General features: G+C 48.4%; 15 protein-coding genes and 1 pseudogene. 9 read left to right on the forward strand and 7 right to left on the reverse strand.

What is annotated here, in order from left to right; translation table 11 throughout:
* Positions 1 to 282: 282 nt before the first annotated feature.
* Positions 283 to 1,860: a complex I subunit 4 family protein gene (locus ACWIP2_RS12660; protein WP_448520307.1), complete on the forward strand. Its 1,578-nt coding sequence runs from the start codon at positions 283 to 285 to the stop codon at positions 1,858 to 1,860.
* Positions 1,861 to 1,869: 9 nt separating this feature from the next.
* On the opposite strand, the gene ACWIP2_RS12665 is transcribed toward ACWIP2_RS12660, so the two are convergent.
* From ACWIP2_RS12665 to ACWIP2_RS12675, 3 genes are all read right to left on the reverse strand, one after another.
* On the reverse strand, positions 1,870 to 2,661 hold the full coding sequence (locus tag ACWIP2_RS12665; RefSeq protein ID WP_448520308.1) for a queuosine precursor transporter: 792 nt from the start codon (positions 2,659 to 2,661) through the stop codon (positions 1,870 to 1,872).
* 180 nt (positions 2,662 to 2,841) lie between these two features.
* Entirely contained in the window at positions 2,842 to 3,222 is a 381-nt protein-coding gene (locus ACWIP2_RS12670) for a RidA family protein (protein ID WP_448520331.1), read from the reverse strand.
* A 157-nt stretch (positions 3,223 to 3,379) separates the two neighbouring features.
* Positions 3,380 to 4,036 carry a DUF4136 domain-containing protein gene (locus ACWIP2_RS12675; RefSeq protein WP_448520309.1) on the reverse strand — a complete coding sequence of 219 codons (657 nt, stop codon included), beginning with the start codon at positions 4,034 to 4,036 and terminating at the stop codon, positions 3,380 to 3,382.
* Between the two features lie 96 nt (positions 4,037 to 4,132).
* Between ACWIP2_RS12675 and ACWIP2_RS12680 the strand changes: the two genes are divergently transcribed.
* From ACWIP2_RS12680 to ACWIP2_RS12705, 6 genes are read left to right on the forward strand one after another with little or no spacing between them, the layout of a single operon-like run.
* Complete coding sequence (locus tag ACWIP2_RS12680; protein ID WP_448520310.1) at positions 4,133 to 4,330, forward strand: hypothetical protein; 198 nt, start codon at positions 4,133 to 4,135, stop codon at positions 4,328 to 4,330.
* Positions 4,331 to 4,385: 55 nt separating this feature from the next.
* Positions 4,386 to 6,326: an ABC-F family ATP-binding cassette domain-containing protein gene (locus ACWIP2_RS12685; protein WP_448520311.1), complete on the forward strand. Its 1,941-nt coding sequence runs from the start codon at positions 4,386 to 4,388 to the stop codon at positions 6,324 to 6,326.
* Between the two features lie 11 nt (positions 6,327 to 6,337).
* Positions 6,338 to 9,394: a hypothetical protein gene (locus ACWIP2_RS12690; protein WP_448520312.1), complete on the forward strand. Its 3,057-nt coding sequence runs from the start codon at positions 6,338 to 6,340 to the stop codon at positions 9,392 to 9,394.
* A 30-nt stretch (positions 9,395 to 9,424) separates the two neighbouring features.
* Complete coding sequence (locus ACWIP2_RS12695) at positions 9,425 to 10,066, forward strand: RNA polymerase sigma factor (RefSeq protein WP_448520313.1); 642 nt, start codon at positions 9,425 to 9,427, stop codon at positions 10,064 to 10,066.
* The gene (locus ACWIP2_RS12700) at positions 10,063 to 10,851 is read left to right on the forward strand and encodes a hypothetical protein (RefSeq protein WP_448520314.1); all 789 of its coding nucleotides are present in this window, start codon (positions 10,063 to 10,065) and stop codon (positions 10,849 to 10,851) included. The genes ACWIP2_RS12695 and ACWIP2_RS12700 overlap by 4 nt, the downstream gene beginning before the upstream one ends.
* Before the next feature lie 6 nt (positions 10,852 to 10,857).
* Positions 10,858 to 11,790, forward strand: a complete 933-nt coding sequence (locus tag ACWIP2_RS12705; protein ID WP_448520315.1) for an outer membrane beta-barrel protein — start codon at positions 10,858 to 10,860, stop codon at positions 11,788 to 11,790.
* 10 nt (positions 11,791 to 11,800) lie between these two features.
* Here ACWIP2_RS12705 and ACWIP2_RS12710 read toward each other — a convergent pair whose 3' ends face one another.
* From ACWIP2_RS12710 to ACWIP2_RS12720, 3 genes and pseudogenes are all read right to left on the reverse strand, one after another.
* Positions 11,801 to 11,962 carry a hypothetical protein gene (locus tag ACWIP2_RS12710; RefSeq protein ID WP_448520332.1) on the reverse strand — a complete coding sequence of 54 codons (162 nt, stop codon included), beginning with the start codon at positions 11,960 to 11,962 and terminating at the stop codon, positions 11,801 to 11,803.
* Positions 11,963 to 11,990: 28 nt separating this feature from the next.
* Positions 11,991 to 12,074, reverse strand: a pseudogene (locus tag ACWIP2_RS12715) (hypothetical protein); the annotation flags it as partial.
* 34 nt (positions 12,075 to 12,108) lie between these two features.
* Positions 12,109 to 12,273 (reverse strand): hypothetical protein, encoded by a 165-nt coding sequence (locus tag ACWIP2_RS12720; protein ID WP_448520316.1) that lies wholly within the window; start codon positions 12,271 to 12,273, stop codon positions 12,109 to 12,111.
* Positions 12,274 to 12,605: 332 nt separating this feature from the next.
* Between ACWIP2_RS12720 and ACWIP2_RS12725 the strand changes: the two genes are divergently transcribed.
* The gene (locus tag ACWIP2_RS12725) at positions 12,606 to 13,688 is read left to right on the forward strand and encodes an LptF/LptG family permease (protein WP_448520317.1); all 1,083 of its coding nucleotides are present in this window, start codon (positions 12,606 to 12,608) and stop codon (positions 13,686 to 13,688) included.
* Between the two features lie 10 nt (positions 13,689 to 13,698).
* On the forward strand, positions 13,699 to 14,601 hold the full coding sequence (locus ACWIP2_RS12730) for a DMT family transporter (RefSeq protein ID WP_448520318.1): 903 nt from the start codon (positions 13,699 to 13,701) through the stop codon (positions 14,599 to 14,601).
* A 244-nt stretch (positions 14,602 to 14,845) separates the two neighbouring features.
* Here ACWIP2_RS12730 and ACWIP2_RS12735 read toward each other — a convergent pair whose 3' ends face one another.
* Positions 14,846 to 17,263, reverse strand: a complete 2,418-nt coding sequence (locus ACWIP2_RS12735) for a SpoIIE family protein phosphatase (protein ID WP_448520319.1) — start codon at positions 17,261 to 17,263, stop codon at positions 14,846 to 14,848.
* Positions 17,264 to 17,591 lie beyond the last annotated feature (328 nt).

Genomic DNA, 17,591 nt, shown 5'->3' on the forward strand with positions numbered 1-17,591 from the left:
CGACGGGTCTCCAAGACCCGTCGGGTTTTTTTGATAAGATTCCAGTCAGACCCACAGGGTCAGATTGGCTGTTACTTGCGGTCTGACCCTGTGGGTCTGACCGAAGCCGAAATACCCTAAATTGAACCTCCGCGACCTCTGCGCAAAACATGGCGACCTCTGTGGTGAATTGAATCAGCGTTTACTGCGGTTGAAATTCATGCGGGTTGTATGTATATCCGATGGTCATGCGCTAACTTTCGCCCCTGAAAACAGATCTACACGGCAATCCGCATCTATTCTATGCCTGATATATTACTTCACTTACTCATCATATTACCGCTGGCTGCGGCGGCACTGGTGTTGTTGCTGCCTGCATACGCACACCGCACAATGGACAGGCTTACACGAGGCATTTGTCTGCTGTTGGCGCTGGCTGCAGGTGCGCTGTTCGTAGCAGCGCAGGGCAAAACAACTGCGCAGTACGGCGATTTACTATTTATCCAAAAATACGAATGGATTCGCTTCCAAATGGGCGACCTTGGGCAGTTGAAAGTGCTGTACTTTCTGGGAGTGGACGGGCTGAACCTGACGCTGGTGCTGCTGAGCGGTTTGGTACTTTTCCTCGGTTCGCTGGCTTCTTACCACATCAAAAAGTCGCATAAAGCCTATTTTTCGCTGTACCTGCTGCTGGCGGGGACGGTGATGGGCTGCTTTCTGGCGCTGGATTTTTTCCTTTTCTTCCTCTTTTTTGAATTTATGCTACTGCCGATGTATTTCCTCATTGGCATTTGGGGCGGAGAACGGCGCGAATATGCTGCCATTAAGTTTTTCATTTACACTTTCTTTGGCTCGGTACTGATTCTGATTGTGATGATTGGGCTATACCTTTCTGTGCAGGACAGCAGCGGGGCGCAGAGTTTTGACCTGCTGCTGATGGCACGTCCCGAATCGTTCACGGCGGGTAGCTGGCTGCACCCTGCCGGCGAGGATACGCTGATGGGCTTCTCGGCGCGTTCGGTCGCTTTTATGCTCCTGCTGATTGGTTTTGGCATCAAAATCCCTATTGTGCCGCTGCATACGTGGCTGCCCGCTGCACACGTGGAAGCGCCAACGCCTATTTCCATTGTGCTGGCGGGCATTCTGCTCAAAATCGGTGGCTATGGCATGATGCGCGTCGCTTTTCCAATCTTTCCTGCCGAAGCGCAGGATTTTGCATGGTGGATGGGCTTGATTGGTACGGTAAGCATTCTCTATGGGGCAGTGGTTGCGCTGGGGCAAACGCAACTCAAAAAAATGGTGGCGTATTCCTCGGTTTCGCACATGGGCTATGTGATGCTCGGGCTGGCAGCCTGCAATGCCGAAGGAATCAATGGCGCAGTGATCCAGATGTTTAGCCACGGGCTGCTCTCTGCCATGCTCTTTGCCGTAGCGGGCGTGTTGTACGAGCGTACGCACAGCCTGCAAATAGCCGACTATCGCGGCCTGGCGCAGGTGATGCCGCAGTACGCTGCTTTTACGGGGCTGGCATTTTTTGCCTCGCTCGGCTTGCCGGGCTTTTCGGCTTTTGTAGCGGAGTTGCTTGTGTTTCTGGGGGCTTTTGAAACCGACAAGTTGCCGCTCTGGATGCCGCTGCTGGCACTTTTCGCCCTGCTGATTGGTGCGGGCTATTTCCTGTGGACGTTTCAGCGGATGTTTCTCGGCGAGTTTTCCCTCAGCCGCAGCGAATGGCGCAGCTCCCTGCACGATCTGACAAGGACAGAATGGGCGCTGCTGGTGCTGCCTGCCGTATTAGCGCTATTGCTCGGCATCATGCCGCAACTGCTTTTAAACGGCATTGAAACAGACTTGAACTACTGGCTGCGGCTGTTGAAAAATTAACCTCACAGGCTAAAACAGTTGTGTTTGCGCGGCTTCGTTCGCCATTTCCTCAGAAGCCTTATCTCCCAAATACGACTTGATGGCAAAGTGCATGATATACAGCAGCGGAATCATGATAAGTGCAATGGCAAATTTGTAGATGTAGTTGATAATGCCCACCGAAATTACCTGTTCAAACGTCCAGCGCGGATTACCGAATAAATAAAAGGCAATGCCTAACACTACAAAGCTATCAATCAGCTGGCTGACAAGCGTCGAGCCGGTTGCCCGCAGCCAGATAATCTTACTGCCTGTCAGGCGGCGAATCCATTGGAAAGTAACCGCGTCTAATAACTGTCCTACCAAAAATGCCACTAATGAGCCGATAATAATGCCAAGACTTTGCAGAAAAATTCGGTTGAATGCCTCATTGATATTCAAGGGGTTGCCGGCGCTGTCGGTGCTGTTGATGTCCAACCAAAAGTCAGCGGGAACCAACTGCGTAGCCGAGTAGATCATCACAAAAGCATAACTGATGAATACGGCTGTCAGGATAGATATTTTGCGCACGCCTGCCTTGCCAAAGTATTCGTTGATAATATCGCTTGTGATAAAAACGATAGGCCACAACACAACCCCTGCCGTCAGGTTAAAATCCAACACAAAATCGCCCAATAAGGGAATCTGCGCGGGGGGAAAGTCCAGCGTTTTTTCTAAGGAAAAAATCTTCGTGCCTACCATTTCGGCAACGAGTGCGTTAGTTAAAAAAAGTCCGCTCAGGACAAAAAACAGGTTGTTTTTCTTTTGTTGAAGTTGTGTCATAGCTGTTCTATGATAAACCCGACGGGTTCTAAAAACCCGTCGGGTTTTACGTAAAATCCGTATTCTTTACTTTTTCTTGCCGTTGTTCGTGTCCGCACGAACAACAACAGTAGCTCGTGCGGACACGAGCTACGGCGTGGATTATCTGCGTCATCCGTCAAAATCCGTGTCTTAATACTATTACTGCGCTACGGCAATGCAGGAGATTTCCACACCTACATCTTTGGGCAGGCGAGAAACTTGGACTGTTTCGCGAGCAGGGAAATGTTCGATAAAATACTGTCCGTAGACATTGTTCACGGTTGCAAAGTCGTTCATGTCGCGCAGGAAAATGGTACATTTAACCACGTTGCGGAAGCCCATACCTGCTTCGTGCAGAATGTACTCCAAGTTGCGCATGACTTGATGGGTTTCAGAGGCGATGTCGTCCGTTACCATTTCGCCTGTTTCGCGATTGATAGCGATTTGTCCCGAAACATAAAGCGTATTACCCGCACGCACTGCCTGGTTATAGGGCCCGATAGGTTCGGGAGCGCGGTGGCTATTGATGATGGTATGCATGGTTGTTGTTCGGTTTGTTTGTCCCAAAGATACGGTAGTATCAGGTAAAATTTTTACTATGCCGGCACTTTGCAGATGCTCCGGATTGAACATCAGGTAGAGCAAAGTACCAAGCGCAGTGAGCAGCAGGAGGGCTGTTGCAAAAAGCAGGCTGGTTTTATTCATTGATTTCGCGGTCATTATTACGCGTCCGGTTGTCATAGGGGAAACCTTCAGCTAAGAAACGATAGCGGTCAAAAATAGCGCGAACGGGGCGTTTGAGCATTTTTTCGCTGGCAAAAAGTGCGTTACCGAAGATCCCCGAAGCATAGCCCTGCCAAACGGTGCGCTGTTGTTTACCATCAAAGAACAAGATAAGCAGCGTTCCCTGCCGCAGGTTATATTTGATAGGGTCATACTTTTCCTTTTCGTCTTCGTAGCGAATCCATTCTTCTATGTCGGGTTGGTTGAAGCCCGTAAAGCGCAAATCATCAAAAAAGATGCGGTATGAAATGAGCAAGTCGGGTTTTTGGTCGGTTTGCTTGTAGCCGATGAGTCCCATCCGAAAGCGAATTTCATCTTCTATGATACGACTTTGCGGATCATCCTCCATGCGGTTGGGATTCACATCCTTCACAAAATCAAAAGATTTGTACTTCTTGAACTTACCATAGTAGCTGTAGTCCGATTCTACTTTGATTTTTTGTGAAGTAGAGCAGTTGGTGAATGAAAGTGCGGTAATCATCAGCACGGCGGAGCAGGTAAAAGTGTAGAAATAGTTCATCAATCGCTGCATAGTTTCAGAAACAGAGTGAATGGAAAACAGGAAAGACATTTGTTGAAAGATCGGCCTAAACCTTTGACAGATAAAGCTAAGTGAAAAAAGGCAGTTTTGCAAACAAATAAATTGGGAAATATGTCGTAAATTGTTATGTGTACTCAAATTTTGCAACTCATTACCAATTCTGAAATAGTCAGTCTCGAGCGGCTTCTATGCTTATCTTGGCGAACTGGATCAGACAGCGAAGGACGCTACCGCCTGCAACAGATGTACGCTGGCGACAGCATCGCAACAAGTGCGATTTTTCCGCAATTGAGTTTTCAGGCAGCACAAATTTTTGAGGATTAGCCGCTTACCTTACAATCGGGGTTGTATGCCGCCCGCCAAAGCGTAATTTTGTGGCATGTTATCCGTCAATAATCTTTCTTTTTATCTGGGCAGCCGCGCTTTGTATCGTCAAGCCTCTCTGCACATCAAACCCAAAGACCGCATCGGACTGATTGGTGCAAACGGAACGGGCAAATCCACGCTTTTGCGCCTCATCATGGGCGAATACTCACCCGACGAAGGCAGCATTGAAAAAAGTGGCGACTGCACCATCGGCTTTTTGAATCAGGACTTGCTGAGCTACCAAACCGAAGACAGCATTTTAGCTGTTGCAATGGAAGCCTTTGAGCGTCAGAACCATCTGCAACACGAAATGGATTTGATTCTGGCCAAAATGGAAACCGAATATTCCGACGAGTTGGTAGAAAAATTAGGCGCTTTGCAGGAAGAGTTTCAGATGCTGGACGGATACAGCCTGCAAGCCAAAGCCGAAGAAATTCTGGAAGGTCTGGGCTTTTCTACGCCCGACCTGCACCGCCCCCTACGCGAATTTTCGGGTGGCTGGCGCATGCGCGTCATGCTGGCAAAAATGCTGCTGATGAAGCCTTCCCTGCTGATGCTGGACGAACCGACCAACCACTTAGACCTGCCCTCTATTCAGTGGTTAGAAAACTACTTGTGCGCCTACGAAGGCGCAATTGTAGTCGTTTCGCACGATCGTGAATTTCTGGACAATGTTTGCAACGTCATCGTGGAAGTGGCGCAACAAAAATTGAACTACTATCCGGGCAACTATTCGTTTTATCTGGAAGAAAAAGCCTTACGCGCTGAAATTCAAAACAATGCGTTTGAAAATCAGCAACAGGCCATCCGTCAGGCAGAGCGATTTATTGACCGATTCAAAGCAAAGGCAAGCAAGGCCCGACAGGTGCAATCCCGCATCAAAGCGCTGGAACGCATGGACAAGGTGGAAGAAGTGGTGGACGAAGCGGCGCGCGTCAATTTCCGCTTTACGTTTGACCAACAACCCGGCAAGGTCATCGTTCAAATGGAAAATATTTCCAAAGCCTACGGCAGCAATGTGATTTTGCAGCACAGCAGCGCCACCGTTGAGCGCGGCGATAAAATTGCCCTCATCGGCGCAAACGGACGCGGCAAATCCACCCTTTTGCGCATCATTGAAGGCAGAGAACCCGTAGAAGGCATAATTCAGCCAGGCTACAACGTGCAAACCGCTATGTACGCGCAGCACCAATTAGAAGTGCTGAACGTAGAAAATACGATACTTGAAGAACTCAAACAGGCAGGCACAAACAAAACCGAAGCCGAATTGCGCGGCATTCTGGGCTGTTTCCTGTTCAGCGGCGATGATGTATTTAAGAAAATCAAAGTGCTTTCGGGTGGTGAAAAATCGCGGGTGGCGCTGGCGCTTACGCTCATTTCGCGTTCTAACTTCCTGCTTTTGGACGAACCTACCAACCACTTGGATATTCAGTCGGTGAATATCCTGATTCAGGCTTTGCAGCAGTACGAAGGCTCATTCGTAGTAGTTTCGCACGACCGCCACTTTGTTTCGCAAATCGCCAATAAAATTTGGTGGATAGAAAACCACCAAATCAGGGAATATCCGGGTACTTACGATGAGTTTGTCTATTGGCAAAGTCAGCAGCAAAAGCAGGCGGCTGCCAATATTCCGCAGGCGGCCAAAGCTGCCCCTGCCAAAAGCAATGACAAGCCCAAAGCAAACCATTTGAGCGATGCCGAACGCGAAGATGCGCGCAAGCAACTCAAAAAAATGCAAAAACAATTGGAAGAAGCCGAACGCCGTATTGCCGCCCACGAACAGCACAAGAAGCGACTGGAGGAGGAAATGGCGCTGCCTTCGGTTTATTCCAATCCGGCAGGAATGGCAAAAATTAGCGCCCAATACGATGCATTAAAAGCGGAAATCGGAAAAGAAACCGAACTTTGGGAACGCCTTGCATCAGAAATTGATGCGCTGGAAGCTAACATCTGATTAGTAAGTACATGCAACAACTCTGGTTCTGGAATCAATGGCCGCGCACAGCCCCTAAAAGACTGTTTGCGGCTTTTGCCGTTTTATTTCTCATCGCCCTGGCGGGCAGCGTTTATCTGTGGTGGCAGGGCAGCGAAACGGCTATCCGTTGGTACACCGAAGCCGAACTGCAACCCAAGCGAACGGTCATAGAGGATTTTAACCAACTTTTTTTTAGCTTTACAATAGATGCGGATTCGTATATCATCAGCGAACGCTACCGCACCACCGATATTGTACTGGATATTTTTTACGCCCGCCTATATGCTGTTTTGGTAATTGCGGGGCTGGTTTTGCTGCTGACGGTGGCTACCTTCCTGAAACGCATTCCTTTTGCAATTATCTGCACCGTAATTGTGCTGGAACTTGCCACTTCCGGCTTTGAACAAATGGCGATTGCAGGCATGGCTTTCAGCAATATTCCGTTGATTATATCGCTGGCGCTGTTCCTTTTGCCTGCCTACTATTTTCAGGAATTTGCCCGTCAAACGCCTTTGGTTGTCCGTTTGGGGGTGTTTACGGCGCTGGCAATCGGCGCGGTTGCTTTTGTTGGCTGGCAGGCAGAAGTGGCCTATCCGCTGATGCATTGGATAGGCTATTCCTACGCGATTCCGCTGCTGATAACCGCGCTGCTCATCTGGTTTACAGGGCATGAACTGCTGGGTGCGCTGTTTGTTTTTGTGTCTAATCTGGGGCCTTCGGCTTCGGGCAACCCGATTCGCCACTTTGCTATTATCGGCGGCATTTACCTGTTCAACATTGCTTATGACTACTTGTTAGACACAGGCATAGTGGACTATAAAATTTTCATGGTCAGCCCCTTTGTCTGGTTTTTTATCAACCTATTGCTGGGATTCTGGGGTTTGTGGCGCAAAGAGCCTGCCTTGGCGGGTATTGTTCCCGTTGCGCCCTACGGCTACTTCGGCTTTTTAGGATTAAGTTTTGTCGCTTTGGGATTTATCGGCTATGCCTTTGCTACGGATAACACTTCTTTGCTCAAAGCATTGGAAGATTTGATTCGCTACGCGCAGTTTGGCGTAGGGCTGATCTTCTACATTTACATTCTGGCGAATTTTACCGCCCCGATGCGGCAGGGTTTGCCCGTGCATAAAGTCATGTATCAGGGGCGCATGATTGCCTATGGTTTTGTCAATCTGGCGGCGCTGGTAGTTGCCGGGGTGATGGCGGCCAATGCCGATTTCTTCATTTTTGAACAGGCAAAATCGGGTTATTTCATCTATCAGGGCGATATGGAACGCGTCAAAGGCGACTTAGTAATGAGCGAACAGAACTATAAGTTTGCCCTTGCCTTAGACCCTTACGGTCATCGGGCTAACTATTCGGTAGGTGCGTTGGCGCGCGCGCAAGGCGACGACGCAACGGCGTTGTTTTTCTTTTCACGCGCTACTTTCCGCAATCCGCAACCGGCCGATTTTATTAATATTGCTGAACTGATGACCAACAACGAGCGCTTTATAGACGGGCTTTTTCAACTGCGCGAAGGGCTGAAACGATTCCCACACGACGGCAGGCTGATGAACAACATGGGCTTGCTCTACACCAAAACCGACATAGTGGACTCGGCTTTTTATTATTTGAAAAATGCAAAAGAACACCTGTCGCGTCCCGAAATTGCCGAAAGCAACTTCTACGCAATGGCTATCCGCTACGACTTTGCAGGCTCTGCCGATACGCTGCGCCAAATGCTCAACCCGCGCCGCAGCATCGGCACGTCGTTGAATGAACTGGCGCTGCTCAACGTGTTGCGGCAACCTACCGCCGAAGCCTTAGACGAAAAATTCCTGCCCGATTCGGCATTGAACACCTACGAATTGTGCTATTTGTACAACTATGCGCTCAACCGCATAGGCGATACCGACACAAGCATTATCAACACATTGGACAAGTACGCCAAAGTGAAAGCCAATGAAAATTTTATACAGTATTTGCAGCTTGCCAAGGCCCTCAAACTGCGCCGCATGGGTCAGCACGGACGCGCTTATGACATCCTGCAAAAATTGCAGTACGAAAGCCCGCCGAACAATCCTTACTATGCCAATTTGCTGGGTATGCTGGCTTTGCAGGTGGAAGAATACGGCGAAGCAGCGCGCTATTTTGATATTTCTTACCGTCGGGGCAATGCCGAAGCCTTCCTAAACCGCGCCATTGCCTTAACAGAATTGCCTAACCGCCGTGCAGAAGCTATTGAGGCTTGGGAAATGCTCAGCGAAAGCAGCAATGCAACCTATCAGGCAATCGCCCGCGACATTCTCTATGTGATTCATCCCGATAGTGTGAAAAAAATTAACCTTTTGGCATTAGACGATGAAGGGAAAATGCGCTTTATCCACTACAATCATGCGCAACTTTCCGACGATACATTCAATCAATTATTCCAAAGCCTACAATCTCCTGTGGCGCAGGTACAGGCAGCCATTGAGCGCATCCGCTACTACATTGCAGAAGGAAGTACGGAAAAAGCCACCGCCATTCGCAACGCGATGACGGGTATCAGTGTTCCCGATGCGCTGGCGCAGCCCCTTCGCGATACCGACCTTCGCCTGCTGTATGCACAGGAACGCTACAAGGCAATGGGCGAAGTCCTGAAAGGTTATGAGCCGCCTTTGCCGCTGGCAGGCTACAAACCTTTTTATGAAGGGCTGTATGCCATCGGCAATAGCGACCTGAAACAGGCAGAAACTAAATTCAAAGAAGCCATCAGTCGCCTGCCGCAAAAACAGGAATTCTACCTAGAACTGGCGACGCTTTACAACAAACGCAAAGAGCCGCAAAAGGCATACGATGTGCTGGTAAACGTATTGCGCACCCGCGACGACTACCACGACTACCCGCCCGCCATCTACGAACTTTACGCGCTGCAATGCCTTGAAATGGGCTTGGACAGCTTCGCCGATGAGGCTATCTTCAAGTTGGAAGATCTCATTCCGCCGCAGCGCTACGCCAAAGTGGTAGCGATCTTCAATCAGCGCAAAGCCGAACTGGAACAGGAGCGGGCGACCAACTGGTAAGGGCAGCGGTTCAAAAAAACACAAGATTTTTTGAACCGCCGGGCAACCTTTCGGACTGCTATTACATCTTATGGTCGGAAACAAACAAAACCGATGTTTGGCTTTGCCAAAAAATATACCGAACAAACAGCAATAGAAGATTGTCTCAAAGGGAAACAGGCTGCGCAGGAATGGCTCTACAAGCGATTCAGCAGTCGTATGCTGGGGGTGAGTATGCGCTATTTGCCCGACCGCGCCGAAGCGGAAGACGCAATGATTGCAGGTTTGGTAAAAGTGTTTCAGCATTTGCATACCTTTAAGCAGCAAGGAAGTTTTGAAGGCTGGGTGCGTCGCATCGTGGTCAATGAAGCGTTGGCGCTGCTTCGCAAGAAAGCAGGCAGGCATCAAACCAATATAGAGCAGGCAGAAGGCTACTGTGAATCTGATGGCTATGCCGATGCCGCCGTTCATACAGAAGAGTTGCTTGCGCTGGTACAGCAACTGCCCACCGGCTACCGAACGGTTTTTAACCTGTATGCGATTGAAGGATACAGCCATCAGGAAATTGCCGATATGCTGGGAATTTCGGAAAGTACCTCAAAATCGCAATTGAACCGCGCCCGTAATATGCTCAAATCATGGATAGCAGCCCTTGAACAACCTATAACCCTATCAAGCCCGAAAGAATTATGAAAACTACGCCTGATTCCAACGAAAAAAATGCGGTAGATGAACTGTTCCGCAAGGCGCTTGCCAACCATGAGGCAGAGGCTTCGGTGACTGCGCACCAAAAATGGCAGGCAGCAATGGCGCGTCTCAACAAGGGAAATGACAGGCGCAGGGGCTGGATTTGGTGGACAGTACCCGCTGCCCTGTTAGTGGCAGGCATCGCTACGGGCGGCTACTATTATGCGACAGGTGTTTCAAATACTACATCGGGCGATTCGCCAACCGAAATAATTGTTTCCACAGAAAAAATTGAAAATGCGAAGCAACCTTCCGAAGCACCTCTGCATCTTACCACTGAAAAGGCATCTAAGGAAATGCCGCAAGAGGTAAAAACAGCAGTTGCAACTGTTAGTTCTGCTAATAGAGAACAGCAGCAAAAGGTTACGCTGCCTGCCGATGCGCACAAACAGGCAGATGTACCGACTAGTGTACAGGAAGCAACCGGCGAGCCATCGCTGCCAATACCTGAAACGGTGGAACAATCGGCTGCTGTCCCTACCATTGAGGAAAAAGTGCAACTGGAAGTAATCATCCGGTTGGGAAGTGAGGCATCCGCAAAAGGCAGTGCATCAGCTGACACGCCTTCTGCCGAAGTACGGGACGAAAGCAACCTGAAACGCCTCTGGAAGCGCATCAACGGCGAAGAGGTTGCAAAAGACACGGCAGCGCCACGCGTGGAACGCCGCATTCTGGGATTTCCCGCCGATAGCCTTTTCAAAAAGAAAGACAAGCGCAAAACACAAGACTAAAAACGTATGAAAACTTTATCACCTCTTTTCTGCCTGATTGCACTTTCGCTGTTGGGCAGCCTGCCCGCTCATGCTTTTACCAAGGGCAAATTTCCTGATGAAATCAAAGACGACACCGTCGTGATTAAGTATGGCAAGAGTAAAATCGTCCTCTTTATTGCCGACAAAGCCGACCGCGAAAAATTGAAAACGCTGGATATCAACAGTTTGCTGAAAAAAATCGGCAGCGTGGACTCTATCAGCCGCGACACGACCTTTACGCTGGACAATGTTTCCTACTCAGTGCAGGTAGAAGATCAACAGCCTGCTGCAACGACAAAAACTGTTAGCAAGCGTCCACAGCGCTGGTTTTCCATCAGCAGCGATGTAACGCTTGAACTGGGGCTGAACAGTTATCTTCAAAACGGGAACACACCCAAGGGCACGCTGTACGACCTGCTCCCGATTGGTTCGCGCTATATTGCCTTTGGCGGCGGGGTAGATGTTCGCCTGAGCAGGTATCTCAGCCTAATTAGCGGTTTCAATATTTCATGGCACAATTTCATGTTTGAAGGCGATGTAACGCTGCAAAATACGCCTCAGGGAGTTGTCTTTGAGCCTGCCGCGCAGCCGCTGCGCAAAGGAAAACTGACCGCAACGCACCTGAACGTACCCTTGATGCTTGAAATTGGCAATCATAACTATGCAATTGCTGTCGGTGGCTACGTTGGCTATCGCTTAGACAGCTATACCCGGCAGGTTTATACTGTCAATGGTCAGCGCTTCCGCCCGCGTGAACATGGCAGCTATGGACTGAACCAGTGGCGCTACGGTGTGCGGGCAGAGGTAGAAATATTGGATGTGCGCGTTTTTGGCAACTACGACCTGAGCAACCTCTTCGCTGCCAACCGAGGACCGGAACTGACCCCTATCAGCTTTGGGGTAGTTTTCGGTAGGTAATCATTTTGACTTAGATAACCGCAAAGTCGGTAGTCAGACGTTGTTTGGTATTGAGTAGTTGCTCACGACTGGCTTGTAATACTTTCAACTTTTCCAAAGTATCTCCGGCAGGCTGATATACTATCGCTTTGTCCTGATGGCGAATAAGCATATTCGGCAATGTGGTATGCATCCACTTTATCGTGCTTGTCCTGTTGTAAACCCGCAGAGCGTTTAATGGTCAGCGCATTTTCTACCCACACAGCGAAGGCTTGCATACAAAGGGTGCGCAACAGGATATTCATATATCGTCCCGTGTTTTCCAAACAAATCAGACATTCATTTGAAACCGTATTGGGCTTGCCACTGCCGCAAGCATTGCTCAATACTTGGCTGATCACTATCAATTTTCTGGTAATCGCATACCTGAGTTGCATCGCGCAGCGTCAAATCCAAAGTCGCTTTGCTCACATCAATTCCAATAAAAAACTTGTAGCTTTGCATAAGCACATTTTATTTAACATAACCAACAGGCATGAGATAATCGGTATTGTTCAAGCCTTTAATAACGAGTCTGCAAACTCAAAATGTTAGTTGAACCTGACCGATACAAAAGCTCATAGGATTAAATCTCCGCAAGGGTCTTGATTCCCATAACACTGGAATCATTCGCCTGTGAGTTTTCATGTTTTGTGATTTTTCCTAAAAAGAATAAAATCTTTGTAAAATTCAATTTGTACCCACAGTTGGATTGAGGTAGCTTTGTGCGGTAAATATTCGTTTCTTTACTTCGGCAAATCTAAAAGTTCGCTGAGGATAATTCGTATTAAAATACCATGCGACTCAAACTGATAGATGCTTACATCCTGAAAAAATTCCTCAGCACGTTTGTGTATGTGGTCATCATGCTCAACGCCATCATTTGCGTGATTGATTACAGCGAAAAAAGTCAGGATTTTTACCGCAATAAGTTGTCGCTGGGCTTTATAGTTGAGCATTATTACATCAACTATATTCCCTACATGACCAACCTGCTCAGCCCGATTATCGTGTTTCTGGCAACGGTTTTTGTAACGGTGCGGCTGGCAAATCGCACCGAAATTATTGCGATGCTCTCTTCGGGGGTGAGTTTTATGCGGCTGCTTGCGCCTTACATGATGGGCGCGGCATTGCTGGCAGCCATCAGCATCGCCGGAACAACCTACCTTGTACCGATTACCAACAAATCGCGCGTGGCTTTTGAGCGGGCGTTCATTAAAGAGCGCTATTTTTACGACGCTACCAACGTGCATTTCCGAGTAGCGCCCGATGCTTACGCTTATATGCAGAACTATAACAACTTCACCCAAACAGGTTACTTGTTTACCCTCGAACGCATCGTAGGCAATCAGTTGTTGGAAAAACTCAGCGCCGAACGCATCCGTTGGGACAGCGCAAGCGGCAAATGGTCTATTGAAAATTACCGCCTGCATCAGTTCAGCGGCGAACGCGAACAGCTTAGCTACGGGCAAAAATTAGATACGCTGCTGCGACTTTCGCCCAAAGACTTTGAAAGCACGCACCTGCTGCACGAAGAACTAACTGTCCGCGAATTAGATGCCTATATAGAAGAACAAATGATGCGCGGCAATACGTCGCTCGGCATTTTTTTGGTGCAAAAAAACATGGCTTTTGCCTATCCCTTTGCCATCATTATCTTAACGTTCATGGGCGTAATTGTGTCAGCCCGCAAGTCACGGCAGGGTTCGGGGGTGCAAATCGCCATCGGCTTTCTAATTGCTTTTTTGTTCATCATTCTGGCGCGTATGTTTATGAGTTTAGGACAGGCAGGTACTGTTTCGCCTTTCATGGCCGCATGGGCGCCGCCGCTGCTTTTTGGCGCTTTGGCGATTGTCATGTATAAAACCGTTCCGCGTTAAAGTTTTTGCTATGCTCAAAGACTACTTGCAACTGCATTTTATTGTATTGCTGTGGGGCTTCACGGCTATTTTGGGACTGCTCATCAGCATTCCCGCTCTGGAACTGGTATTTTACCGCACGCTGCTGGCAATTGCAGGGCTGGGCGCAATATTTTTCATCCGCAAACAATCAGTGCGGTTAAACCGCACGGCAATCGTCCGCCTGATGCTCACCGGCGCAATTGTTGGGATGCACTGGACGCTGTTTTTCGCTTCGGCGAGGGTCGCCAATGCGTCTATTTGTCTGGCAGGCATGGCAACCTGTTCGCTATGGACTTCCGTAATAGAGCCTTTTGTGAACAAAAAAGCCGTTAAGTGGTACGAAGTGGTCAGCGGTTTGGTCATTATGGCGGGGCTGTATGTCATTTTCCGCTTTGAGTTCGATCAGGTATTGGGGCTTGCGCTGGCGCTGGCTTCGGCCTTCCTTGCCTCTGTTTTTACGGTGATTAACAGCCGATTTACCCAAAAATACCACCACCAAACCATTACTTTTTACGAAATGATAGGCGCATGGCTGGTTGTAATTATCAGTCTGCCGATATATCAACATTTTTTGAACAATGGCAAGCCGTTGCAATTGATTCCGCAAGCGACCGACTGGCTTTGGATAGTCTTATTGGCGTGGGCTTGTACGGTATATGCCTATGCCGCAGCGGTAGAGCTAATGAAACGCCTGACGGCTTTTGCTGTCAATCTGACGGTTAATCTTGAACCCGTTTATGGCATCTTGCTGGCGGCGGCATTTTTCAATGAATACGAACAACTGACCGTCGGTTTTTACATCGGCGCGGCGATTATTCTGTTTGCCGTACTGACCTACCCGCTCCTGAAACGCTGGGACGACGCGAGGAACAGCGTAGCAGCGGGAGTATAGCGCTATACTAGGTAATAACTCTCTGCGTACTTTGCGAAAAATCATTGCGTACGCTGCGATGAGCCTTTTTTACCCCGAAGAAATTTATGAATAAAGCATTCTTGTTACTCTCTCTTATCTTGTGCCTTGGCTAGGATGCGAATTGATTACTTGCTGACTATCAATTACTTAAACACCCTGAAGGGTACGTTACAATTTGCTGAACTACTTACACTTAAGGTGTATTTTTCCACTCTACATTTTGCTAAATCCTGAACCCGATAACCAGGACATCATCGGTTTGTTCCTGATTGCCTTTCCATTGAGCAAACTCTTGTTGCAGGCGCTCGTGTTGCATCGGCATCGGCATAAAGCTGAGCGTGTGCAGGAAATTTCGGAAGCGCTTGCTCATGTATTTTTCGTCGTGTTTGCCGCCAAACTGGTCTTGGAAGCCGTCCGAATAGATGTAAAACGTCCGTTGGGCAGTTGTCAAATCGAAATAATGTTTTGTGAAGGACAGATTTTGTCCGTATGATTTTCCATAGCTGCCGCCGATCGCGTGCCTTTCGCCTTTGATGACGTGCAACTCACCGTTTTCCACATAGCAGAGCGGTAGCCCTGCGCCTGCAAAATGCAGGGTGCGTTGCTGATGGTCTATCGCACAAAGTGCAATTTCCATCCCGTCGCGGTTGTTGGTAACATCCTGATTGAGCAATTCGCGCACGCCGATGTGCATTTCGGCAAGAATGGTATCGGGTTGGTAGTGGTGTTGGGAAAGTACAATTTTGTGCAGCAGATTGTGCGCCATTACGCTCATCAATGCGCCGGGAACGCCGTGCCCTGTACAATCTACTGCCGCAAGAAAGGTCATATGGTCTTTGCGGGCAAACCAGTAGAAATCGCCGCTGACAATATCGCGAGGAATAAACAGGACAAAATTTTCAGGAATGGCTGCTGCAATAGCTTCCCTTGCAGGTATCAGCGCTTGCTGGATGTGCTTGGCGTAGTTGATGCTGGCAGTGGTCTGCTCGTTTTTCTTTTCTATCTGCTCTTGTTTTTCGCGCAAATCTAACAGCACCTGACTGACTTGCTGATTGGCAAGTTCAAGGGCTGCTGCCTGTCTTTCAATTTCTTCTTTTTGTTCGTTGAGTAGCTGATTTTGGCGCTGGAGTTCGTTGTTGAGGCTTCGCAGGTTTTCTGCTTGAACTATTATCTCCTCTTTTTGTTGTTCAATTTCTGCCTGTTTGTCCAATAGTTCGCGGCGTTGCTTTTGCAGCGATGCTGCCATCTGGTTGAAGGAGTCCGCCAGCATCCCCAGCTCATCAGTTTGGGTGATATTGACGCGCGATTCCAACTCACCGCGACTGAGCGCTTTTGTTCCTTTCACTAAGGCAGCAATTGGTTTGGTGAGCGTATAAGCAACCAGCAATGCAAAGCATACAATTCCTAGCGCCGCCAAACCTGCTATGCGTACCGAGCGCCATGCAAAAGCATAAACAGGTGCAAAGGCTTCGTCAGCATCAATTTCTGCAAGCAGCACCCACTTTACATCGGCAATTTGCAGCGGCGTGTAGGCACTCAATACATCTACCCCCCGATAGTCGCGGATAATATCTATCCCACTCTGCCCGCTGAAAGCGCGTTTGACTGCCTCAGTTTGGATGCGCTGAAAAAGTACTGTTGTCTGATAGAAAGTAATTTGTTGTCTTTCAACGCTGTCTATGTCGTACTGTTCCAGCTGTTGGAGGTATTCGGCAGGCGATTCTATGATAAAACGCGAGTTGGTGCGCATCCGGTAGTCGCTGCCTACGATATAGGTTTCACCGGACTTCCCCAGCCCCTCCTCCTGCCAGGCACTGTTGCCCGTCATTACCTCATCTACTTTATCAATCGCTACCTGAAAGGCAAGCGTACCAATTTTTTTATCTCCATCAAAAATAGGCGTTGCCAAAAAAGCGGCAGGAGCCATATAGGAGGGTAGGTATAAATCATAATCACACAAAATAACCTGTGTTTGCAAGCCCGTGTGGCGAATGCGGCGGAATAGTTGCCCCAGATTACTGGTGGCGTGCACTTCATTGAGCAAGCTGGTGGCAAAGTCGGTTTCTTTTGCCACGCTGTAAATGATATGCCCCGTTTCATCGTCTATCAGGAAAATATCATAGTAGCCGTAGGTACTCAAAAACCGATTCATCAGCCCGTGATACTTTTCGTGGGTGTTGTGGTAGGCATTGGCAGCAAAAGGCGTTTGTATGCGCGTCAGGTATTGTGCCTGTAAAAACAAACCTGCCTCCGTGCGTGGAAGCAGGCTGTCAATGACCATATCTTTTTGTAAATGCGCAGGCAGTTTGCGGACAAGCTCTTCGGCGTAGTAATTGCGTAAAACTGTGAGTTGTTGCGGGCTTACTTTTGCTTCGCGCATGGCTGCAAAAGCTGCTTTGAACTCTTGCATGGCTTCTACTACCGTGCGACTTTGCGCAAAAAAGCTGATTTCCTTGCGTTTGTGTTCAAAAAAAGATTCAATGCGCTTTCGCTTGATTTCGCGAACGCTGATGAGTTGGTCAAACGAACGCTTCTCCAACGTTTTGGAAATATGTTGGTACTCCAGCAGGGCAGTAATTGCCAAAGGCAAAATACCGACAAGCAGAAAAAATAAGGTCAATTTATGGCGAATACTGATCAAAGTAGGTGATAGGTTGCAAATTTCAAATTTAACTCAAAATTTGATTTGCGCCACCTCTATCTTTTCTTCCGCAGGTAAACATTGCCTGAAAGAGATTCTAAGCGCAATTCTGTGCCGCCGCCATTGATAGTAACCTCTACCTGAGAACAGTGGTTTTCATGGGATTTTGTGGATTTGGATGTGATACGATAAGTTTTTGTTTTTGGGAATGCATATGACACTGATTTCCAAGGATTTATATACCGTTTTCTGATAAAAAATCTGCGTTGTTCCGTATTATCTGCCTGAATCCGTTTGCGTTTGTATGACCTGATTCCGCCGTTTGAGA

The organism is Rhodoflexus sp. (assembly GCF_053489755.1).

Excerpts from the sequence above, each read along its gene's own strand:
- ACWIP2_RS12700 (WP_448520314.1), top strand. The coding sequence starts at position 10,063 with ATGAAAACTACGCCTGATTCCAACGAAAAAAATGCGGTAGATGAACTG.
- ACWIP2_RS12685 (WP_448520311.1), top strand. The coding sequence starts at position 4,386 with ATGTTATCCGTCAATAATCTTTCTTTTTATCTGGGCAGCCGCGCTTTG.
- ACWIP2_RS12705 (WP_448520315.1), top strand. The coding sequence starts at position 10,858 with ATGAAAACTTTATCACCTCTTTTCTGCCTGATTGCACTTTCGCTGTTG.
- ACWIP2_RS12675 (WP_448520309.1), bottom strand. The coding sequence starts at position 4,036 with ATGTCTTTCCTGTTTTCCATTCACTCTGTTTCTGAAACTATGCAGCGA.
- ACWIP2_RS12660 (WP_448520307.1), top strand. The coding sequence starts at position 283 with ATGCCTGATATATTACTTCACTTACTCATCATATTACCGCTGGCTGCG.
- ACWIP2_RS12710 (WP_448520332.1), bottom strand. The coding sequence starts at position 11,962 with ATGCATACCACATTGCCGAATATGCTTATTCGCCATCAGGACAAAGCG.
- ACWIP2_RS12720 (WP_448520316.1), bottom strand. The coding sequence starts at position 12,273 with ATGCAAAGCTACAAGTTTTTTATTGGAATTGATGTGAGCAAAGCGACT.
- ACWIP2_RS12670 (WP_448520331.1), bottom strand. The coding sequence starts at position 3,222 with ATGCATACCATCATCAATAGCCACCGCGCTCCCGAACCTATCGGGCCC.
- ACWIP2_RS12665 (WP_448520308.1), bottom strand. The coding sequence starts at position 2,661 with ATGACACAACTTCAACAAAAGAAAAACAACCTGTTTTTTGTCCTGAGC.
- ACWIP2_RS12725 (WP_448520317.1), top strand. The coding sequence starts at position 12,606 with ATGCGACTCAAACTGATAGATGCTTACATCCTGAAAAAATTCCTCAGC.
- ACWIP2_RS12690 (WP_448520312.1), top strand. The coding sequence starts at position 6,338 with ATGCAACAACTCTGGTTCTGGAATCAATGGCCGCGCACAGCCCCTAAA.
- ACWIP2_RS12730 (WP_448520318.1), top strand. The coding sequence starts at position 13,699 with ATGCTCAAAGACTACTTGCAACTGCATTTTATTGTATTGCTGTGGGGC.
- ACWIP2_RS12680 (WP_448520310.1), top strand. The coding sequence starts at position 4,133 with ATGTGTACTCAAATTTTGCAACTCATTACCAATTCTGAAATAGTCAGT.